General features: G+C 61.9%; 20 protein-coding genes. 14 read left to right on the top strand and 6 right to left on the bottom strand.

What is annotated here, in order from left to right; translation table 11 throughout:
• Positions 1-52: 52 nt before the first annotated feature.
• On the top strand, positions 53-823 hold the full coding sequence (locus L1P05_RS07525; protein ID WP_015461393.1) for an amino acid ABC transporter substrate-binding protein: 771 nt from the start codon (positions 53-55) through the stop codon (positions 821-823).
• A 69-nt stretch (positions 824-892) separates the two neighbouring features.
• On the top strand, positions 893-1,591 hold the full coding sequence (locus L1P05_RS07520; protein ID WP_045474420.1) for an amino acid ABC transporter permease: 699 nt from the start codon (positions 893-895) through the stop codon (positions 1,589-1,591).
• 183 nt (positions 1,592-1,774) lie between these two features.
• Here the strand turns inward: L1P05_RS07520 and L1P05_RS07515 are convergent, their stop codons facing one another.
• From L1P05_RS07515 to rnm, 3 genes are all read right to left on the bottom strand, one after another.
• Complete coding sequence (locus L1P05_RS07515) at positions 1,775-2,026, bottom strand: DUF2766 family protein (protein ID WP_012848391.1); 252 nt, start codon at positions 2,024-2,026, stop codon at positions 1,775-1,777.
• A gap of 69 nt (positions 2,027-2,095) precedes the next feature.
• Positions 2,096-2,716: an L-threonylcarbamoyladenylate synthase gene (locus L1P05_RS07510; RefSeq protein WP_012848390.1), complete on the bottom strand. Its 621-nt coding sequence runs from the start codon at positions 2,714-2,716 to the stop codon at positions 2,096-2,098.
• The gene (gene rnm / locus L1P05_RS07505; protein WP_012848389.1) at positions 2,713-3,624 is read right to left on the bottom strand and encodes an RNase RNM; all 912 of its coding nucleotides are present in this window, start codon (positions 3,622-3,624) and stop codon (positions 2,713-2,715) included. The genes L1P05_RS07510 and rnm overlap by 4 nt, the downstream gene beginning before the upstream one ends.
• Before the next feature lie 347 nt (positions 3,625-3,971).
• On the opposite strand from rnm, the gene L1P05_RS07500 reads away from it, so the two are divergent.
• The 7 genes from L1P05_RS07500 (at position 3,972) to L1P05_RS07470 (ending at position 11,076) form a co-directional block, all read left to right on the top strand.
• Positions 3,972-5,546 (top strand): anthranilate synthase component 1, encoded by a 1,575-nt coding sequence (locus L1P05_RS07500; RefSeq protein WP_012848388.1) that lies wholly within the window; start codon positions 3,972-3,974, stop codon positions 5,544-5,546.
• Entirely contained in the window at positions 5,546-6,181 is a 636-nt protein-coding gene (locus L1P05_RS07495) for a glutamine amidotransferase-related protein (protein ID WP_012848387.1), read from the top strand. Before L1P05_RS07500 ends, L1P05_RS07495 begins: the two co-directional genes overlap by 1 nt.
• Complete coding sequence (gene trpD / locus L1P05_RS07490; protein WP_012848386.1) at positions 6,172-7,188, top strand: anthranilate phosphoribosyltransferase; 1,017 nt, start codon at positions 6,172-6,174, stop codon at positions 7,186-7,188. Before L1P05_RS07495 ends, trpD begins: the two co-directional genes overlap by 10 nt.
• Positions 7,189-7,213: 25 nt before the next feature.
• Positions 7,214-8,590 (top strand): bifunctional indole-3-glycerol-phosphate synthase TrpC/phosphoribosylanthranilate isomerase TrpF, encoded by a 1,377-nt coding sequence (gene trpCF, locus L1P05_RS07485; RefSeq protein ID WP_012848385.1) that lies wholly within the window; start codon positions 7,214-7,216, stop codon positions 8,588-8,590.
• 38 nt (positions 8,591-8,628) lie between these two features.
• Positions 8,629-9,822 (top strand): tryptophan synthase subunit beta, encoded by a 1,194-nt coding sequence (gene trpB / locus L1P05_RS07480; RefSeq protein WP_012848384.1) that lies wholly within the window; start codon positions 8,629-8,631, stop codon positions 9,820-9,822.
• Positions 9,819-10,625 carry a tryptophan synthase subunit alpha gene (gene trpA / locus L1P05_RS07475; protein ID WP_012848383.1) on the top strand — a complete coding sequence of 269 codons (807 nt, stop codon included), beginning with the start codon at positions 9,819-9,821 and terminating at the stop codon, positions 10,623-10,625. Before trpB ends, trpA begins: the two co-directional genes overlap by 4 nt.
• A 136-nt stretch (positions 10,626-10,761) precedes the next feature.
• Complete coding sequence (locus tag L1P05_RS07470; RefSeq protein WP_012848382.1) at positions 10,762-11,076, top strand: BON domain-containing protein; 315 nt, start codon at positions 10,762-10,764, stop codon at positions 11,074-11,076.
• Between the two features lie 48 nt (positions 11,077-11,124).
• Here the strand turns inward: L1P05_RS07470 and ompW are convergent, their stop codons facing one another.
• Positions 11,125-11,763, bottom strand: coding sequence for an outer membrane protein OmpW (ompW, locus tag L1P05_RS07465; RefSeq protein ID WP_015461387.1), 639 nt, complete (start codon positions 11,761-11,763; stop codon positions 11,125-11,127).
• Between the two features lie 505 nt (positions 11,764-12,268).
• Here ompW and L1P05_RS07460 point away from each other — a divergent pair.
• Together L1P05_RS07460 and L1P05_RS07455 are read left to right on the top strand one after the other, a co-directional pair.
• Positions 12,269-13,018 (top strand): YciC family protein, encoded by a 750-nt coding sequence (locus L1P05_RS07460; protein ID WP_012848380.1) that lies wholly within the window; start codon positions 12,269-12,271, stop codon positions 13,016-13,018.
• A 94-nt stretch (positions 13,019-13,112) separates the two neighbouring features.
• Positions 13,113-13,703 (top strand): DUF1919 domain-containing protein, encoded by a 591-nt coding sequence (locus L1P05_RS07455; RefSeq protein WP_012848379.1) that lies wholly within the window; start codon positions 13,113-13,115, stop codon positions 13,701-13,703.
• 16 nt (positions 13,704-13,719) lie between these two features.
• Here the strand turns inward: L1P05_RS07455 and L1P05_RS07450 are convergent, their stop codons facing one another.
• On the bottom strand, positions 13,720-15,471 hold the full coding sequence (locus L1P05_RS07450) for a SulP family inorganic anion transporter (RefSeq protein ID WP_012848378.1): 1,752 nt from the start codon (positions 15,469-15,471) through the stop codon (positions 13,720-13,722).
• Between the two features lie 244 nt (positions 15,472-15,715).
• On the opposite strand from L1P05_RS07450, the gene L1P05_RS07445 reads away from it, so the two are divergent.
• Together L1P05_RS07445 and yciA are read left to right on the top strand one after the other, a co-directional pair.
• Positions 15,716-16,258, top strand: coding sequence for a septation protein A (locus L1P05_RS07445; protein ID WP_012848377.1), 543 nt, complete (start codon positions 15,716-15,718; stop codon positions 16,256-16,258).
• Positions 16,259-16,322: 64 nt separating this feature from the next.
• On the top strand, positions 16,323-16,751 hold the full coding sequence (yciA, locus tag L1P05_RS07440) for an acyl-CoA thioester hydrolase YciA (RefSeq protein WP_012848376.1): 429 nt from the start codon (positions 16,323-16,325) through the stop codon (positions 16,749-16,751).
• A 40-nt stretch (positions 16,752-16,791) separates the two neighbouring features.
• Here yciA and L1P05_RS07435 read toward each other — a convergent pair whose 3' ends face one another.
• The gene (locus L1P05_RS07435) at positions 16,792-17,661 is read right to left on the bottom strand and encodes a TonB family protein (RefSeq protein ID WP_012848375.1); all 870 of its coding nucleotides are present in this window, start codon (positions 17,659-17,661) and stop codon (positions 16,792-16,794) included.
• 295 nt (positions 17,662-17,956) lie between these two features.
• On the opposite strand from L1P05_RS07435, the gene L1P05_RS07430 reads away from it, so the two are divergent.
• Positions 17,957-18,253 (top strand): YciI family protein, encoded by a 297-nt coding sequence (locus L1P05_RS07430; RefSeq protein ID WP_012848374.1) that lies wholly within the window; start codon positions 17,957-17,959, stop codon positions 18,251-18,253.
• Positions 18,254-18,413 lie beyond the last annotated feature (160 nt).

Raw genomic sequence — 18,413 nt, 5'->3', positions numbered from 1 at the left:
CACCTGCGGCCGCATCCGAACAACACCAAACCATAAATGAGGCGGGAATATGATGAAAAAAACAGCCCGGGCTCTGCTGGCCCTCACCCTGCTGAGCGGCGGTGCGCTGGCCCAGAGTAGCGACGAGTTAGCGGCGATACAGTCCGCAGGCAGTATCAAGTTTGGCACCGAGGGAACCTATCCTCCTTATACCTACCACGATGCCAGCGGCAAGCTGGTCGGGTTTGATGTCGATATCGCCCGCGCCGTGGCCGCCAAGATGGGGCTGAAGCCCGTCTTTGTCGAGGGGCGCTGGGACGGACTGATCGCCGGGCTATCGGCCAAACGCTACGATGCGGTGATCAATCAGGTCGGGATCACCCCGGAGCGCCAGGCCAAGTTTGACTTCTCCGATCCCTACGTGGGTGCGAAGGCGGTGCTGATCGTCCGCAGCGACAATGCCCAGCTCAAAAGCTTTGACGATCTGCGCGGGCAGAAAGCGGCCCAGAGCCTCACCAGCAACTATGCCAAGCTGGCGGAGCACTATGGCGCAGACCTGGTGCCGACCGACGGGTTCAACCAGTCGCTGGAGCTGGTGATCAGCGGCCGGGCGGCGGCGACGCTAAACGATAACCTCTCTTATCTCGACTTTCGGCAGCATAAGCCCAATGCCCCCCTCAAGGTGGTGGCCGTCGCGGATCAGCGCGCCGACTCCGCGATTCTGGTGCGTAAAGGCCAGCCCCAGCTGGTTGCAGCGCTGAACCGTGCGCTGAGCGAGATCCGCGCCGATGGCACGTACCAGACCCTATCTCAGCGCTACTTCGGCAGCGACGTCTCTCAATAATCGTCCGCCGCGTATGTCCGGCGTTATCCCGCCGCTCTCGCGGCGGGCGTCCGATACGGAGTCCCCATGATGCCCCACTGGCTGTCCCCCCTGCTCGATACCCTGCCGCATCCCGACTGGCTGCAGCCGGTCGTTGACGCCTTCTGGCCGCTGCTCTCCGCCGCGCTGCGCTTCTCCATACCGCTGGCGCTGCTCTCATTCTGCGGCGGCCTGCTGATGGGGCTGACCACCGCATTAATCCGCCTATACGCCATTCGCCCGCTGAAGATCTGCGCCGACTTCTATGTCTGGGTTTTCCGTGGAACCCCCCTACTGGTACAGCTGTTCCTGATCTTTTATGGTCTGCCGAGCGCCGGGATCACGCTAGATGCCTTTCCCGCCGCGCTGATCGGTTTTACTCTCAACGTCGGCGCCTACAGCTCGGAAATCGTACGCGGCGCGATCCTGTCGGTCCCGCGGGGTCAGTGGGAGGCGGCCAGCGCCATCGGTATGAGCAGCGCTCAGGCGATGCGTCGGGTGATCCTGCCGCAGTCGGTCTTTGTCAGCCTGCCGCCGCTCTCCAACGCCTTTATCTCGCTGATAAAAGATACCTCCCTGGCCGCGGTGATCACCGTACCGGAGATGTTTCTCGCCGCCCAGCGCATTGTGGCGGTCAACTATGAACCGCTGATCATCTACAGCGAAACGGCGCTGATCTACCTGGCCTTCAGCACCCTGCTCGGCAAGCTGCAGCTGCGTCTGGAGCGCTATTACCGTCGCTACGAGTAAGCCATCAACGTCATCACGCTCCCCCGGCGTCGCCGGGGGACGCGAGACAAAAAAAAACCGCAGGCAATTCCCGCGGGCTCAAATGCAATGAGAAACTCTATGTCGAAATTATTCAACAATCACAGGCTATCACACTACATTTTTTTAACAATTTATTTTCGTTAAACTGTGCAGAGCATCACCTTAATGCGCCGCGCTCTCCGGCTCACCAGAAAACTTCAGCTCGATCAGCGCGATGGCTTTCTGCACTCCGCGCTGGGTCACCTCATCGATGCCCCGCTGGTTAAAATCAATGCTTTTCAGCTGCTGCGCCATCTTGGCACGCACCTCGGCCGGGGCGATCACCTCGATCACATCCAGGATCTGCTTGATCACCAGCTGACAGGCCACCAGATCGGAGGCCAGCTCATCGCGCTCACTCAGTATCTGCGACATAGCGTTTCCTTAATTAACCACAATTAACAACGGCAAATAAAAACAGGGCATACGGCGACGCCGTCTGCCTCATTGAAAGGGCTTGGGATCGCCGGCGCCGACGCGCACCACCAACGGCGTATCGTCGGTCAAGTCGATCACCGTCGTCGGCTGCTGCCCCAGATAGCCGCCGTGGATCACCAGATCCACCTGCTTACCCAGCCGCTCCTGGATCTCCTCCGGGTCGGACTCGGCAAACTCGCTGTCCGGCAGCATCAGGGTAGTAGACATCAGCGGCTCACCCAGCTCAGCCAGCAAATCCTGCGCAATCGGGTTGGAGGGCACTCGCAGACCGATGGTCTTGCGCTTCTCGCTCATCAGCCGACGGGGAACCTCTTTGCTCGCCTTCAGAATAAAGGTATAGCCGCCCGGCGTATTGTTTTTCAGCAGGCGGAAAGCCGCATTGTCCACAAAGGCATAGCTGGAGAGCTCGGAGAGATCCCGGCATACCAGGGTAAAGTTGTGATTGCTGTCGATGCGCCGGATGCGGCAGATCCGCTCCATGGCATTTTTCTCTTCCAGCATACAGCCCAGCGCATAGCCGGAGTCCGTGGGATAAACGATCACCCCCCCTTTATGCAGCACCTCCACCACCTGTTTGATCAGGCGCGGCTGCGGATTTTCCGGGTGAATATAAAATAATTGACTCATAACGCCTCCAGTAGACTCGCGCCGGGTTGGGAAGCCTGCGGCAGCGAAGCCCAATGCGTCCAGACGGGGAGCACCCCATCGGGTAAGGAAAGGCCTCGTCCCAGATCCAGATAGGGCGTAGGCTGATGAAAGTCAGACCCCTGCGATGCCGATAGCGCAAACTGGCGAGCCAGCAGCCCCAGCTGGTGACGCTCATGGGGCGGCTGCTGGCACTGGGCAACCTCCAGCGCGTCGCCGCCGGCGGCGCAGAACGTCGTCAGCAGGCGTTTCAGCCATTTGCCACTCAGGCGATAGCGCCCGGGATGCGCCAGCACCGCCACGCCGCCCGCCTGATGGATAGCCGTCACGGCCTCGGCAATCGAGCCCCACTGCGGGGGAACATAGCCGGTCTTACCGCGCGCCAGAAAATGTTTAAACACGTCTGCGCTGCAGGTCGCGTAGCCGCGTTCGACCAGGTAGCGGGCAAAATGCCCCCGGGTCAACTGCGCGCCCTGCGCCAGGCGCTGCGCACCCTCCAGCGCACCCTCAATCCGAGCACGCGCCAGGCGGCGCCCGATTTCCGCGGCGCGCTCGTCGCGTCGCTGCGCCTGCAGCGTCAGAAAAGCGCCCAGCGCCGGGCAGTCCACGTCCACATTCAATCCCACGACGTGAATTTCATGATGCTCCCACAGCGTAGAAATCTCTACGCCGGCGATCAGCGCCAGGGGCAGCGCCTGGTCGGCGATCGCCCGACGGGCGGCGGCGATGCCGCCTAACGTATCGTGATCGGTGATCGCCAGGGTCGTGACGCTCCGCTCCACGGCCCGCGCCACCAGCGCCTCAGGGCTCAACAGCCCATCCGACGCCCGGGTATGGCTGTGTAAATCAAACAGCGCCGGGCGTCCCTCTGGGAAATACGCTAACACCATGGATCTCCACTGCAAATCAGTTATGACCCTCATCATAGCGTTTTACGCTCTGTGGCACTAATGCGGATAGCGACCCAACGCCACAGATGATGAAAAAATGCGCCGCGGCATTGACATAGAACCACGAAACTAGTTTACTAGTACGCAAGTTCACTCAGAAGCCAATCGGAGCGCGTCATGCAGAAAATACCGTGTCAATCTCGCGACATCGTCATCGTACGCGGGTGGCGTCCTCATCGCATTCAGGCGGTATAAACGCGCAGAAACCGTACGCCTGCGTTATTACCGCCCGCATAATGCGGGCTTTTTTATGTCCGCGCCGTGTATGACCGTCAGGGATCTATTCTATGCATCAGGCCAAAACAGCCGTGACCGTATTAACCCGCAGCGCCGCTTACTCCGCGGATCCGACGCTGCTTTTTGAACAACTGTGTGCCCAGCGCCCGGCGACGCTGCTGCTGGAGTCTGCCGATATCGCCAGTAAGCACCACCTGAAAAGTCTCCTGATCATCGATAGCGCCCTGCGTATTACCGCGCGTGAGCGAGAGGTCACCCTGGAGTCCTTAAGCGCCAACGGCGCCGCCCTGCTGACCACCCTGCGTCATGCCCTGCCCCCAGACGTAGCCTGTACGTGTCAGGCCCACAGCTGTACGCTCACCTTTCCCGCGCAGGATAATGAGCAGGATGAAGACAGCCGGCTGCACACCCCGTCGGTATTCGACGCGCTGCGTACCCTGCTCTCCTGCCAGCCAACGCCGGACGCCGAGCCGGAGGCCATGTTACTCGGCGGCCTGTTCGCCTATGATCTGGTCGCCGGCTTTGAGCCCTTGCCACACCTCAGCGCAGGGCCGCGCTGCCCCGACCTCTGCTTTTATTTGGCCGAAACTCTGCTGATCCTCGACCATCGTCAGGGTAGCGCCCGCCTGCAGGCCAGCCTCTTCAGCGCCGCGGCGGATGAGTACCAGCGCCTGCAGCGACGCCTGGATGCTCTGCTGACGGAGATGCAGCGCCCCTTCAAGGCGACACCCGTTGCGCCCTGTCCGCCGTTAACGGTCGAGGTCGATCGGGATGATGAGGCGTTCGGCGCGATCGTCCGCGACATGCAGCGCGCTATCCTCGCCGGCGACATTTTTCAGGCAGTCCCCTCACGCCGCTTCACGCTGCCGTGTCCCGCCCCGCTGGCCGCCTATCGCCAGCTGAAGCAGAGTAACCCCAGCCCTTACATGTTCTTCATGCAGGATCAGGCCTTCACGCTGTTCGGCGCCTCGCCGGAGAGTGCCCTGAAATACGACGCCGACAGCCGACAGGTCGAAATCTACCCCATCGCGGGCACCCGCCCGCGCGGGCGGCGCGCCGACGGCAGCATCGATCGCGATCTCGATGGCCGACTGGAGCTGGACATGCGCAGCGATCCCAAAGAGCTGGCCGAACACCTGATGCTGGTCGATCTGGCGCGCAACGATCTGGCGCGGATCTGTGAGCCGGGCTCACGCTACGTCGCCGAGCTGACCAACGTGGATCGCTACTCCGTGGTGATGCATCTGGTCTCCCGGGTCGTTGGCACCCTGCGCGCCGATCTCGACGCGCTGCATGCCTACCGTGCCTGCATGAATATGGGCACCCTGAGCGGCGCCCCCAAGGTGCGCGCCATGCAGCTGATCGCCGCCAGCGAACGGCGGCGGCGCGGCAGCTACGGCGGCGCCGTCGGCTACCTCACGGCCCGCGGCGATCTGGATACCTGTATCGTTATCCGCGCCGCCTACGTAGAGGATGGCGTCGCCAGCGTACAGGCCGGCGCCGGCGTGGTGCTGGACTCCCTGCCTCAGGCGGAGGCCGATGAAACCCGCAGCAAGGCCCGGGCGGTGCTGAACGCCATCGCGGCGGCGCACGCGAATCCCCCCCAGCCGCAAGGAGCGATCTGATGGCCGACGTCTTACTGCTCGACAATATTGACTCGTTTACCTACAACCTGGTCGATCAGCTACGCAGCGGCGGTCATCGGGTGGTTATCTACCGTAACAGCGTCGCGCCGGATACGCTGCTGCGGCATCTGGATAGGCTGCACCAGCCGCTGCTGATGCTTTCCCCCGGCCCCGGCGCGCCGACTGACGCAGGCTGCATGCCCGCGCTGCTGCAAACGCTGTGCGGACGCCTGCCCATCATCGGCATCTGTCTGGGACACCAGGCTATCGTCGAACACTATGGTGGCCAGGTCGATCGGGCGGCGGAAATCCTGCACGGGCGGGTCTGCGCCATCGAACACGATGGCGAGGCCATGTTTCGTGGCTTGCCGTCCCCGCTGCCGGTAGCGCGCTATCATTCGCTGGCCGCCCGGCGCATTCCGGCCGAACTCTGCGTCAACGCCCACGTCCAGGGCATGGTTATGGCGGTGCGCCACGATCGCCAGCGCGTCTGCGGTTTCCAGTTTCACCCGGAGTCGCTCCTCACGCCACAGGGCGCCCGACTGCTGGAGCAGAGCATCGACTGGGCCCGCGCCGCGCCACCCCAGCCCCGATTATCCCCCCTCAGCGCAGCGGAGGTCCCGCCATGTCACTGACCTCTGAGCATCTGACCATATTGGATAAGCTGTACCGGGCGCAGGTGATCAGTCGCGCGGAGAGTCAGCGGCTCTTTAGCGCCATCGTGCACGGTCAGTTGGCGTCGAGCCAGCTGGCCGCCGCGCTGATCAGCATGAAGATCCGCGGCGAACATCCCGACGAGATCGCCGGCGCCGCCAGCGCGCTACTGGAAGCGGCGCTGCCGTTTCCTCGTCCATCGTACGAGTTTGCCGACATCGTCGGCACCGGCGGCGATGGCAGCGACAGCATCAATATTTCGACCGCCAGCGCCTTTGTCGCCGCGGCCTGCGGCGTACGCATCGCCAAGCACGGCAATCGCAGCGTATCCAGCCGTACCGGATCGTCGGATCTGCTGCAGGCGCTGGGGATCCGCCTGGACATGAGCGCCGAGGCATCGCGCCGAGCGCTGGATGAGCTGGGGCTTTGCTTCCTGTTCGCCCCCCAGTACCACAGCGGCTTTCGCCATGCCATGCCGGTGCGCCAGCAGCTCAAGACCCGCACCATCTTTAATCTGCTCGGCCCGCTGATCAACCCGGCCCGGCCCACCCGAGCGCTGATCGGCGTTTACAGTCCCGATCGGGTGCTACCGCTGGCGCAGAGCCTGCGCGGTTTGGGCTATCAACATGCGGCAGTCGTGCACGGCGGCGGACTGGATGAAGTCGCCCTGCACGCCCCGACGCAGGTGGCGGAGCTGCACCAGGGCGAGATCCGCCACTATCAGCTGACGGCGCGTGACTTCGGCCTGCCGGACTATCCCCTCAGCGCGCTGCGCGGCGGTGCGCCGGAGGAGAACCGCATCCTGTTGACTCGCCTGCTCCAGGGGGGGGGCGCGCCCGCGCATCAGGGCGCCGTCGCCGCCAACGTGGCCCTGCTACTGCGCCTGTTCGGCCAGCGCGATCTGGCCGCTAACGCCCGCCAGGCGCTGGATGTCCTGCGCAGCGGACGGGCCTATCACTATGTCACCGCCCTGGCCGCCCGCGGCTAACCTTACACAGCGCAAGGAATCTATCATGACGCAACCCTCGCCATCGCCCGCCAGCCTGCTCAGCCGCATCATCGCCGATAAACGGCGCTGGATCGCCGCCCGGGAACGGCAGCAGCCGCTGTCAGACTTTCAATCTACCCTGCGGCGCAGCGAACGCGACTTTCACCGGGCGCTCAACGCGACGCCGCGCGCCCTGATCCTGGAGTGTAAAAAAGCATCGCCTTCGCGCGGGCTAATCCGAGCTGACTTTGACCCGCAGGCTATCGCACGGGTATACCGCGATCATGCCGCCGCCATCTCGGTCCTAACCGACGGCGACTATTTTCAGGGTGACTTCCGCTATCTGCGCGCGGTAAGTGACGTTGTCACGCAGCCGGTGCTGTGTAAAGACTTCATCCTCTCGCCTTACCAGATCTATCTGGCGCGCCATTACCGCGCCGATGCCATCCTGCTGATGCTCTCCGTATTGGACGATGCACAGTACCGCCAGCTGGCCGCCGTGGCCACGGCGCTGAACATGGGGATCCTCACCGAGGTCAGCACCCCCGCCGAAATGGCGCGCGCCGTCGCGCTGGGCGCCAGGGCGATCGGTATTAATAACCGTAATCTGCACGATCTCAGCGTCGATCCCGAGCGTACCCGGCATCTCGCGGCGTTGGCGCCGCCGGGCGCGACGCTTATCGCCGAGTCCGGTATCCACAGCCACGCCCAAATCCGCGACCTGGGTCGCCTGGTGCAGGGCTTTTTGATCGGCAGCGCGCTGATGTCTCAGCCCGATCTGCGCAGCGCCGTCTGTCGTCTGCGCTTTGGCGACAATAAGGTCTGCGGCCTGACACGCCCTGAAGACGCGGTCAGCGCGCTGTGCTCCGGCGCCGTCTACGGTGGCCTGATCTTCGTTGCCGACTCGCCGCGCTACGTCGATATCGCCACCGCCCGCGGCATTATTTCGGCCGCCCCGCTGCGGTACGTCGGGGTCTTTCGCGACGCCAAGCCCGCCAGCGTTGCGCTGGCCGCAGAGCGCCTGGATCTGCACGCCGTTCAACTGCACGGCGGCGAAGATCAGGCCTATATCGATAGCCTGCGTCCGCTGTTACCGGCGGCCTGTCGGATTTGGAAGGCGCTGCCGGTCAGCGATACCCTGCCTACCGCGCGCCTGCACCACGTCGATCGCTACCTGCTTGACGGCGTACGCCCCGGCAGCGGACACCCCTTTGACTGGCGCCTGCTGGATGGACATCCCCTGGGCGACATCATGCTGGCCGGGGGGATCGGCGCCGATAACTGCCGCGCAGCGGCCGACCTCGGCGCGCTGGGCCTCGATTTTAACTCCGCCGTGGAGTCCGCTCCCGGGCGTAAAGATCCCAGGAAACTCCGTGCGGCCTTCCAGGCGCTGCTCGCCTGAGACGCTATCACCGTTTTTATGACTGACAGGAAGATGACATGAGCTTACTGAATCCCTATTTCGGCGAATTTGGCGGCAGGTTTGTGCCGCAAATTCTCATCCCGGCCCTAAACCAGCTGGAGGCCGCCTTCGTCGACGCCTGCGACGATCCCGCCTTTCAGACCCAGTTCAATGACCTGCTGCACAACTATGCCGGGCGACCGACGGCGTTGACCCTCTGCCGCAACCTCACCGCCGGTACCCGCACCCGCCTGTACCTGAAGCGTGAGGATCTGCTGCACGGCGGCGCGCACAAAACCAATCAGGTCCTTGGCCAAGCGCTGCTGGCCAAGCGCATGGGTAAAACCGAGATCATCGCGGAAACCGGCGCGGGGCAGCACGGCGTCGCAACGGCGCTGGCCTGTGCCTTACTGGGGCTCAAGTGTCGGGTCTATATGGGGGCCAAAGACGTTGCCCGCCAGTCTCCCAATGTGTTTCGTATGCGGCTGATGGGCGCCGAAGTGATCCCGGTACACAGCGGATCGGCCACCCTAAAAGATGCCTGCAACGAGGCGCTACGCGACTGGTCTGCCAACTATGACCAGGCCCACTATCTGCTGGGCACCGCCGCCGGCCCCCATCCCTATCCGACCATCGTGCGCGAATTTCAGCGGATGATCGGCGCGGAGACGCGCCGTCAGATCCTGCAGGCCGAAGGCCGCCTGCCCGACGCGGTCTTGGCCTGCGTCGGCGGCGGCTCCAACGCCATCGGGATGTTCGCCGACTTTATCGACGATGCGTCGGTTCAGCTTATCGGCGTCGAACCAGCCGGGCTGGGCATTGAAACCGGACAGCACGGCGCGCCGCTCAAGCACGGCCGCGTCGGCATTTACTTCGGTATGCGCTCGCCCATGATGCAGACCGCCGAGGGGCAGATTGAGGAGTCCTACTCGCTTTCCGCCGGACTGGATTTTCCCTCGGTCGGCCCCCAGCACGCCCACCTGAACAGCATTGGCCGAGCCGACTATGTCTCCGCGACCGACGACGAAGCGCTAGCCGCCTTTATGCAGCTCTCGCGTCAGGAAGGCATTATTCCGGCGCTGGAGTCCGCCCATGCGTTGGCCCACGCCCTGAAGCTCATTCATCAGCAGCCGGAGAAAGAGCAACTGCTGGTGGTGAATCTCTCCGGGCGCGGCGACAAGGATATTTTTACCGTTCACGACATTCTGCAGTCCCGGGGAGAAATGCAATGACACGCTACCAGACATTATTTACCCATCTACAGCGCCGCCGGGAAGGCGCGTTGGTCCCCTTCGTCACGCTGGGCGATCCCACGCCGGCGCTGTCGCTGCAAATTATCGACGCACTGGTTGAGTCCGGCGCCGATGCGCTGGAGCTGGGGATCCCCTTCTCCGACCCGCTGGCCGACGGCCCGGTGATCCAGAATGCGACCCTGCGCGCCCTGAAGGCAGGCATGACCCCCGAGCGCTGCTTTACGCTGCTGACCACCCTGCGGGAAAAATATCCCCAGCTGCCCATTGGGCTGCTGATGTACGCTAACCTGGTGGTCAATCCGGGGATCGACACCTTTTACCGGCGCTGTGCCCAGGCCGGCGTAGACTCGGTATTGATTGCCGATGTCCCGCTGGAGGAGTCCGCCCCCTTCCACGCGGCGGCGCAGCGGCATGGGATCGCGCCGATCGCCCTGTGTCCGCCCAACGCCGATGACGCGCTGCTGCAGCAGCTGGCCGCGCGCAGTCAGGGGTATGTTTACCTGCTGTCACGCGCCGGGGTCACCGGCAGCGATCGCACCCGCCTGCCTCCGCTGCGCCATCTCACGACCCGGCTGGCGGCGCTGGGTGCCGCGCCGGCGCTGCAGGGGTTCGGGATTCGGACCCCCGATCAGGTGCGCAGTGCGCTGGATGGCGGGGCCGCGGGCGTCATCTCCGGCTCGGCGGTGGTTGACCTGATCGCCCAGCATCTGGATAACCCGCCCCAGATGCTGCAGCAGCTGCGCGCGTTTATCCAAACGATGAAGGCCGCCACGCGCGCCTGATGCCCTCCGCGGCGGCCGGTCTTCCCCCGCCGCGGATTTTGACTTGCCCTCTGCTGACCTATTGATATGATTATTGATAGATCGGGACACCGTTCATGGCGGCTGCCCTTTCGCGTCACCGCATAAGGAGAAAAGCATGAAATGGTCGAAACAGATCCAGGCGTTAGGACTGGCCGCCGTTCTGGCAGCGTCACTGGCGGGCTGCGCCGGATCCACCACCCAAGAGAGTACCGGCAACTACATTGATGACACCGTGGTCACCACCAAGGTGAAAAGCGCGCTGCTCAATGCCAAAAGTATTAAATCGACAGAGATCAGCGTGGAGACCTACAAAGGACGGGTACAGCTGAGCGGGTTTGTCTCCTCCCGGGCCGATGCCCAGCGGGCGGTTGAGGTTGCCCGAGGCGTCAAGGGCGTCCGCTCGGTCGAAAACGATATGCGCATTAAATAACGCGCTCAGGCTGCCCGTACGGGGCAGCCTCTTCACCGTCGTCGCCGATCAGAAGCGGTAGCCGGCGCCGAACATAAATACCCACGGGTTAATATTGGTATTTATGCTGTGCTGGTTATCCGCACTGTCGCGGAACTTCACCTTGGTATCAATGTTGATGTACCACACCGAGGCGTTGATCATCCAATTTTCGCTGACCATATAGTCGAGCCCCGCCTGCCCGGCAACGCCCCAAGAGTCCGTCGCCTTCAGATCGTGCAGCCCCAGCGACGTCGCATTCTGATCGAAGCTGTTATTGAAGAAGGTGGTGTAGTTCACCCCAACCCCCAGATAGGGACGCAGCTTATCTTCCGCGCGGCCAAAGTACCACTGAGCCATCAGGGTGGGCGGCAGCTGATGCACGGTCGCAATATTTCCCAGCGCCCCCAGCGAGACCTTATGGCGGAACGGCGTAGCCGCCAGCAGCTCGATACCGATGTTATCCGTTGCCATGTAGCCGAAGGTCAGCCCCAGCTGGGTGTTGTTATCCACGCTAAACTCGCCCAGCCCCAGCACATTGTCAGAGCTGGTGGTCGGACGCACGGTGGCCGCGCCGGCGCGGACAATCACGTCACCGGCCTGATGCGCCGAGGCCGCCGCAGGCGCCAATACGGCGGCCAGACATAGCGCAACGCTACACTTTTTCATCATCATCCCTTTCCTTTATATGGTTATCGTTCGCTTGCAATATAACCATATTGAGTGATTATTGATCCCATCGAGATCACATCTTTTACATATAAATTGAACTAAATGATGTTGACGCCGTTTCTTGATTTGAAATGAAATAGTGAAATTTGATAGACATCAATCAGACGTCATTTCATCGAGTTTAGGGAAAGAGTCCCCCTGCGACCACGGCGCTGCGCGCAGACGCTAACCTGAGCGCGGAGGGCGCAGCAACGCGCGAGGTATGCAAAGAGCGAGGTTCGCCGACGCGCGCGGGAGGAGCCGCACGCCATCCGGCCTACGGGGTCCATAGGCGCCCCCTGCCGCCGCCGCTGAACACCGGGAAAATACGCGGAGCGCAGAAGAAATCGCCACCTGGCCGATTGCGGGGTGCCACAGCGGCCGCTAACGGGGTACAATCGCCGCAAATCTCTTTCCACCCCGGGCGGCCGGTGCCGCCCGACGACATGCCAAGGAGCTATGCATGCCCATCACGGCCCGGAGCCTTTACCGTGACAGCGTTAACTTTTTCCGCCATCAGGTGACGCCCATCGTCCTGCTGGCGCTACTGACCGCCTTTATCAGCGTGATGCTGAATCAGGCCCTCAGCCCCAGCGCACAGGCGATCAGCCAGCTGAGCAGCGGCGACGGCGTCAGCGCCGCCCGAGGCCTGCAAGAGATGATCCGCCAGATGACGCCGGAGCAACAAATGACGCTGCTGAAAGTCTCGGCGGCCTCCAGCTTTTCGGTGCTGATCGGTAATGTGCTGCTGCTGGGAGGCATGCTGACGCTGATCCCTCAGGCGTCCACCGGCGCACGCCTCAGCGCACTGCGCGCCATCGGCCTCTCTGCGCCGATGCTGCCGCGTCTGCTGCTGCTGATGCTGCTGTGCACCCTGATGGTTCAACTGGGTATTACGCTGTTTATCTTACCGGGGATCATCCTGGCCGTTGGTCTGGCCCTCTCCCCGATGATCATGACCACAGAGCGCTGCGGTGTGATCGCCGCCATTCGCAGCAGCTTTCGGCTCTCCTTCGCCCACGTACGGCTCATCAGCCCGGCAATCCTGCTGTGGATGCTGATGAAGCTGGTTCTATTGCTGTTGGTCGATACGCTGGCGGCGCTGCACCCGAGCCTGGGCATGGTCATCATGGGCACCCTGAGTAACCTGATCTCCGTCGGCCTGATTATCTATCTCTCCCGCCTGTATATGCTGCTGCGGACCCCAGCCTGATCGGCCGCCCCCGCCCGCAGGCGGGGGCGCCACGCCTCCCGCGCTCCCGTAGACAGAGCGCCGCGCGTTCGACTCCCCCGCGTAGGACACAGCCATGTTGAGCCGACTGATCATCAAATACCGAATTACCGACATCTTAGATAGGATGATATTGCGCAATAAAGATTTCGCAATTATATCAAATAACTGCTGGGGATTTGCCGCGTATAAAATAGCAAAAAAACCGTACAACACGCCATTTATCGGACTATACATTATACCCGCCGATTTTATTAAAATGTGCGCTAACTTAAGCCGCTACATTGGCTGCACACTCAATAAAGAAAGCTTTATTAAAAGCGACATGCCGTTTCCGGTTGCCCGGATACAGGAGATTACGATCTACTTTATGCATTACCAGAGTGAGGAGCAGGCCATCCGGAAGTGGAATGACCGAATGGCCCGGCTGGTAAGCTATATCGCGGCACGGGGAGTCGATAACATCATCTTTAAGATGTGCGAAAGAGATGGCGAAAAACAGCATATTAGCGCATTCAATGCGCTGCCCTTTCCACGAAAAATAGGCTTTGAAAAGGCCGGCATCGACACGCGACTGAAGGGTAAAGATGGCGACCTGCTCACCGGAGATCAGCTGTTTAATCACAGATTTATCTACTATAGAAAATACATTTCCCTCTATAAATAATGGTTAGCCTGGTGCGTTAATGAGGCATCGTCGTCGTACCGCGCTGATCGGCTCCCGGGGATGCGCCCGCACCGTCGGCGTGGGCACAGCGACTGCTTTGGATCAGCTTCAGCGCCAGATACAGATCGGCGACAAACAGCAGCCCCTTCTCCTCCCCGGCGGCTCGACTGCGGCCAAACCAGCGCTTTAGGTCGGTTTTACGCCCGGCCAGCACCAGATGCACCCGACGCTGGCGCAGATCGCGCTTCAGCTCATCGATTCCCGCCAGCACGCTAATGTCGGGATAGGTGAAGCAGGATACCGCATCGATCACGACCCACTCCGGCTGAAACGGCATTCCGTCGACCAGATTCAGCACCCGACGCTTAAAATAGGCGATATTGAAATAGGTCAGCGGCGAGTTAAAGCGGTAGATCAGCACCCCCTCGACCGCCCGGACCTGATTACCGTTGCCGAGCGAGTGGATCATCCCCTCCTCATTCACCCCCAGCAGCTGTTCGCTGGGGCGAAAGACCGTGCGGAAAAACTGCAGCAGTCCCAGCAGCACGGCCAACCCGATCCCCGGCATAACCCCCACCAACAGCACGCTGGCGAAGGTGAACAGCGCCAGGCGAAAGGCCGACGGGTTGTGTTTACGCAGATTCACCAGCGAGCGGATGTCCAGCAGCAGCCAGGAGGCATACACCAGCACCACGCCGAGCGCGGCCACCGGAATATAGCGCAGCAGGCTCCCCAGCAGCAGCAGCACCGCCGCGATAGACAGCGCGGCCACGATGGAGACCAGCTGGCTTTTACCGCCGTTGGCATCGTTGACCGCGGTACGGGAGCTGGCGCCGCTGATGGCGAATCCCTGCGAAAGCGCCGACACGATGTTGGCGATACCCAGCGCGCGGAACTCCGCGTCTGGGTTGATTTCATAGCCGTTTTTAGAGGCAAAGCTGCGCGCCGTCAGCATCAGGCTGACAAAGCTTATCAGCGCCAGGTTCAAGGACGGCATCACCAGATCGCGCAGCAGCGCAGGCTGAAAGTTGGGCCACTGCACCACCGGCAGCGTCCCGTCGAGACCGGTAATCGTCTGAATGCCAAAGCGCTGCAGCCCCCCCAGCCAAACCACCAGCATGGCGAGGATGATCACCAGTAACGCCGCGGGCCAGCCGGGACGCAGACGGCGCAGCCCCAGCAGAAGCAGCAGGGTCAGCAGCGACAGAAGCACCGTCGGCCAATGGCTGGAGAGCAGGTCGTGGGGCAGCGAGAGAATGCGTTCGATCACCTCGCGCGAGGCGGGCTGGTAGCCCAGCATCTTCGCCAGCTGATCGATCATGATGGTGATGGCCAGACCATTGAGCAAGCCGGTCAGAATCGGGCGTGACAGCAGATCCGCCAGCGCGCCGAGGCGAAAGCGGCTGGCGACCAGGCACCACAGGCCGGTCATCAGGGTCATCATTACGCACAGCTGCCACAGCCGCTGCGGATCGCCGGCCGCCAACGGCGCTACCACCGCGGCAATCACCGCGCAGGTGGCCGCATCCGGCCCGACGATCACCTGCCGAGAGGAGCCAAACAGCGCGTAGGCGATCATCGGCAGGATACAAGAGTAAATCCCCACCACCGCCGTTACCCCGACCAGATCGGCATAGGCCAGCGCCGTCGGCAGCGCCACGGCGGCGACCGATAGCCCGGCGCGCAGATCGTCGCCCAGCCACTCCCGCCGGTATTTCGTCAGTTGATACAGCCCCGGCATCCAGCGGCGCAGAAAATTCCATTGCATAACGTCGTAATCCTCAGAGGCGCCCCCTCCATCATGGATAGGCCGACGCACTTGGTCAAGTCGGCCGGAGAACGGGTTCGCGTGTAATTTTTTGCAAAAAAATAAAGCTGGGAGAAATACGGCGGCATAATGCAGGATCACAGAGAATCAACGGGCATGACCGTGCGGCCCGGCAGCGACAAAGATACCGCCGCTGCGCCGAATCAGGTATAGTCGCCCGGTCGATGAAAGGATGGACTGCCGAATGAAGCAATTGTTAGATTTTTTACCCCTGGTGGTATTTTTTGTCTGTTACAAACTGTATGACATCTATGTCGCCTCCGGTGCGCTGGTCGCCGCGACCGCCGTCGCGCTGGTGTTAACCTGGCTGAAATACCGCCGGGTAGAGAAAATGACCCTGATCACTTTTATTATGGTGGCTATTTTTGGCACCCTGACGCTGGTCTTCCATAACGATCTGTTTATCAAATGGAAGGTGACCGTTATCTATACGCTGTTTGCGCTGGCACTGCTGATCAGCCAGATGGTGCTGAAGAAGCCGCTGATCCAGCGTATGTTAGGGAAAGAGCTGCAGCTGCCGGACGGCGTATGGTCCCGTCTGAATGCGGCGTGGGCGCTGTTTTTCCTCGGCTGTGGCCTGGCCAACATCTATGTCGCCTTCTGGCTGCCGCAAAGCGTGTGGGTCGACTTTAAGGTCTTTGGGCTGACGGCGCTGACGCTGGTATTCACGCTGCTGAGCGGGGTTTATATTTACCGCAATATGTCCGAAGAGCAAAAGCACTCCTAAGACTGTGCGCCGGCCTCTGACCGGCGTTTCTTTTGACACTGAGACATCAAGACTGACATTTACTATGAGCGAAAAACTGCGTTTACCGGCAGGTGAACTTGTTCTGCGTACTCTGGCTATGCCGGCCGACACCAACGCTAACGGGGATATCTTCGGCGGTTGGATCATGTCACAAATGGATATTGGCGGCGCTATCCTGGCAAAAGAGATCGCAGAGGGGCGCGTGGTTACCGTGGCAGTGAACGCGATAACCTTTCTTAAGCCGGTGGCGGTAGGCGATGTGGTGTGCTGCTATGCCCACTGCATCCGCACCGGTCGCAGCTCCATCACCGTGAACATTGAGGTCTGGGTGAAAAAGGTCGCCTCCGAGCCGATTGGACAGCGCGAATGCGTTACCGAGGCAGTGTTTACCTATGTCGCGGTCAACGACGCGAATAAATCCCGCGCGCTGCCGGCGGGGAAGGCCAACTTCCGCAACGACGCCGCGCAATAGCCCCTCCCCTACGCCGGGCCAGCGTTGGCCCGGCGTGCGCTTACTCGACGGCCGTCCGGCCATCGATCCGAAAATAGACGGTCACCTCGACGTTCTGCCCCGGGCGCCCGGGCTGGTAACGCCAGCGCCGCGCAGCACGCTTGACCTCGCGCTCAAACACCCCGGGCGGATCGGCCGACAGGATAGTGACATTGCCGACGCGCCCCTCGCTGTCGACGTCAAAGCGCAGCTTCACTCGCCCCTCAATATGCAGCGCCAGCGCACGCTGGGGATAGACCGGCTCAGGACGACTGGCCGCCTGCGGCGCGCCCGAGGCCACAGGCGGCCCACCGCTCGCCGCCGGCGCGTGACCGCTCGCCACACCCAGCTGAGCGCCTGCCGTCGCCTTGGGCGCGGCGCCGGGGACCTTCTCCGGCGACGTCGCCGCCTGCGGCATAGGTGATACCGCCTTGGCCGCCGTCGCCTGCGGCGTCGGTACCGGTGGTTTCGCCTTCGGCGGCGCCGGTTTCACCTCTCGTTTACGGGGCTGCGCCCTCTCGCTCGGCTTCGGCTTCGGCTTCGGCTTCGGCTTCGGCTTCGGCGCCTCGGGCGGCGGCGGCTCTTTTTCCTTATGCGCCGTGGGCGCGGTAACGCTCGGTGCCGCTGCCGCACTGGCCTCCTGCGGCGCAGGCGATGCCGTCGCGGCCTGTGGGGCAGACGCCGCCTGCCCGACGGCGGCAAACATGGCCGGATTGACCATTATCGCCTGGATCTGCCCCGCCTCCTCGGCAGGCTGTGGGCGGATCTCATGGTAAGAGGCATACAGCAATCCAGCAATCAGCGAGGCATGTAGGGATACCGATAGCGCCATCGGCCAAGAAAGGCGACGGACCAGGAAAAATCGCTTCAGGGTTAATTTATCAGCCGACAAGGTGTTGGTAACTCAATGGGTAAATGGACATCGCGTGTTGCCGCCAAGTTTAAATGCAAATAGCAATCATATTCAACTGCGAACTGTCAGAGAGCGTAAAACTGTGCGGCCGCACGGATTATCCTCTGCGCCGACGGTACGGATATTGCGCCTATGACAACGATACCTTAACGTATCGGCTTAGGCGGCGCCGCATTTCCCCCAGCGTCAGGCTCTGCGTCTATGCCCTCTCGAGAGAGGCCAAAACCAGAGCACACTAGCCTCGGTTGGCTCGAATAAATATAAGGAGGAGAATATGTTGTACCTGATTTATGCTCAGGATGCACCAGATACGCTGCAGCAGCGTCTGGCGGCGCGCCCGGCCCATCTGGCCAGGCTGCAGACGCTGCGCGATCAGGGCCGTCTGCTGACGGCCGGCCCCCTGCCGGCGATCGACAGCAGCGATCCCGGTGCCGCAGGGTTCACCGGCTCGGCGGTGATCGCCGAATTTGAATCGCTGAGCCAGGCTCAGGCATGGGCGGGAAACGACCCTTACGTTGCCGCCGGGGTCTACCGCCAAGTCAGCGTAACCCCCTACAAACAGGTGTTCTAACGCCGCATCAGCGCTGAAAAAAACAAAGAAAAAAGCCCGCATTCGCGGGCTTTTCCTTACCTCAGAGAAGCGCACTTAGCCGGGGCTACATGGAGATTCCATTAAAATGCTAAATGCGCTTTTCTGTCACATTGCTGTGATGCCGGGCAGTCTACCCTGA

Origin of the sequence: Edwardsiella piscicida (assembly GCF_021733145.1) — a bacterium.
Lineage (GTDB): Bacteria > Pseudomonadota > Gammaproteobacteria > Enterobacterales > Enterobacteriaceae > Edwardsiella > Edwardsiella piscicida.
This window is presented reverse-complemented; position numbering and strand designations above follow the sequence as displayed.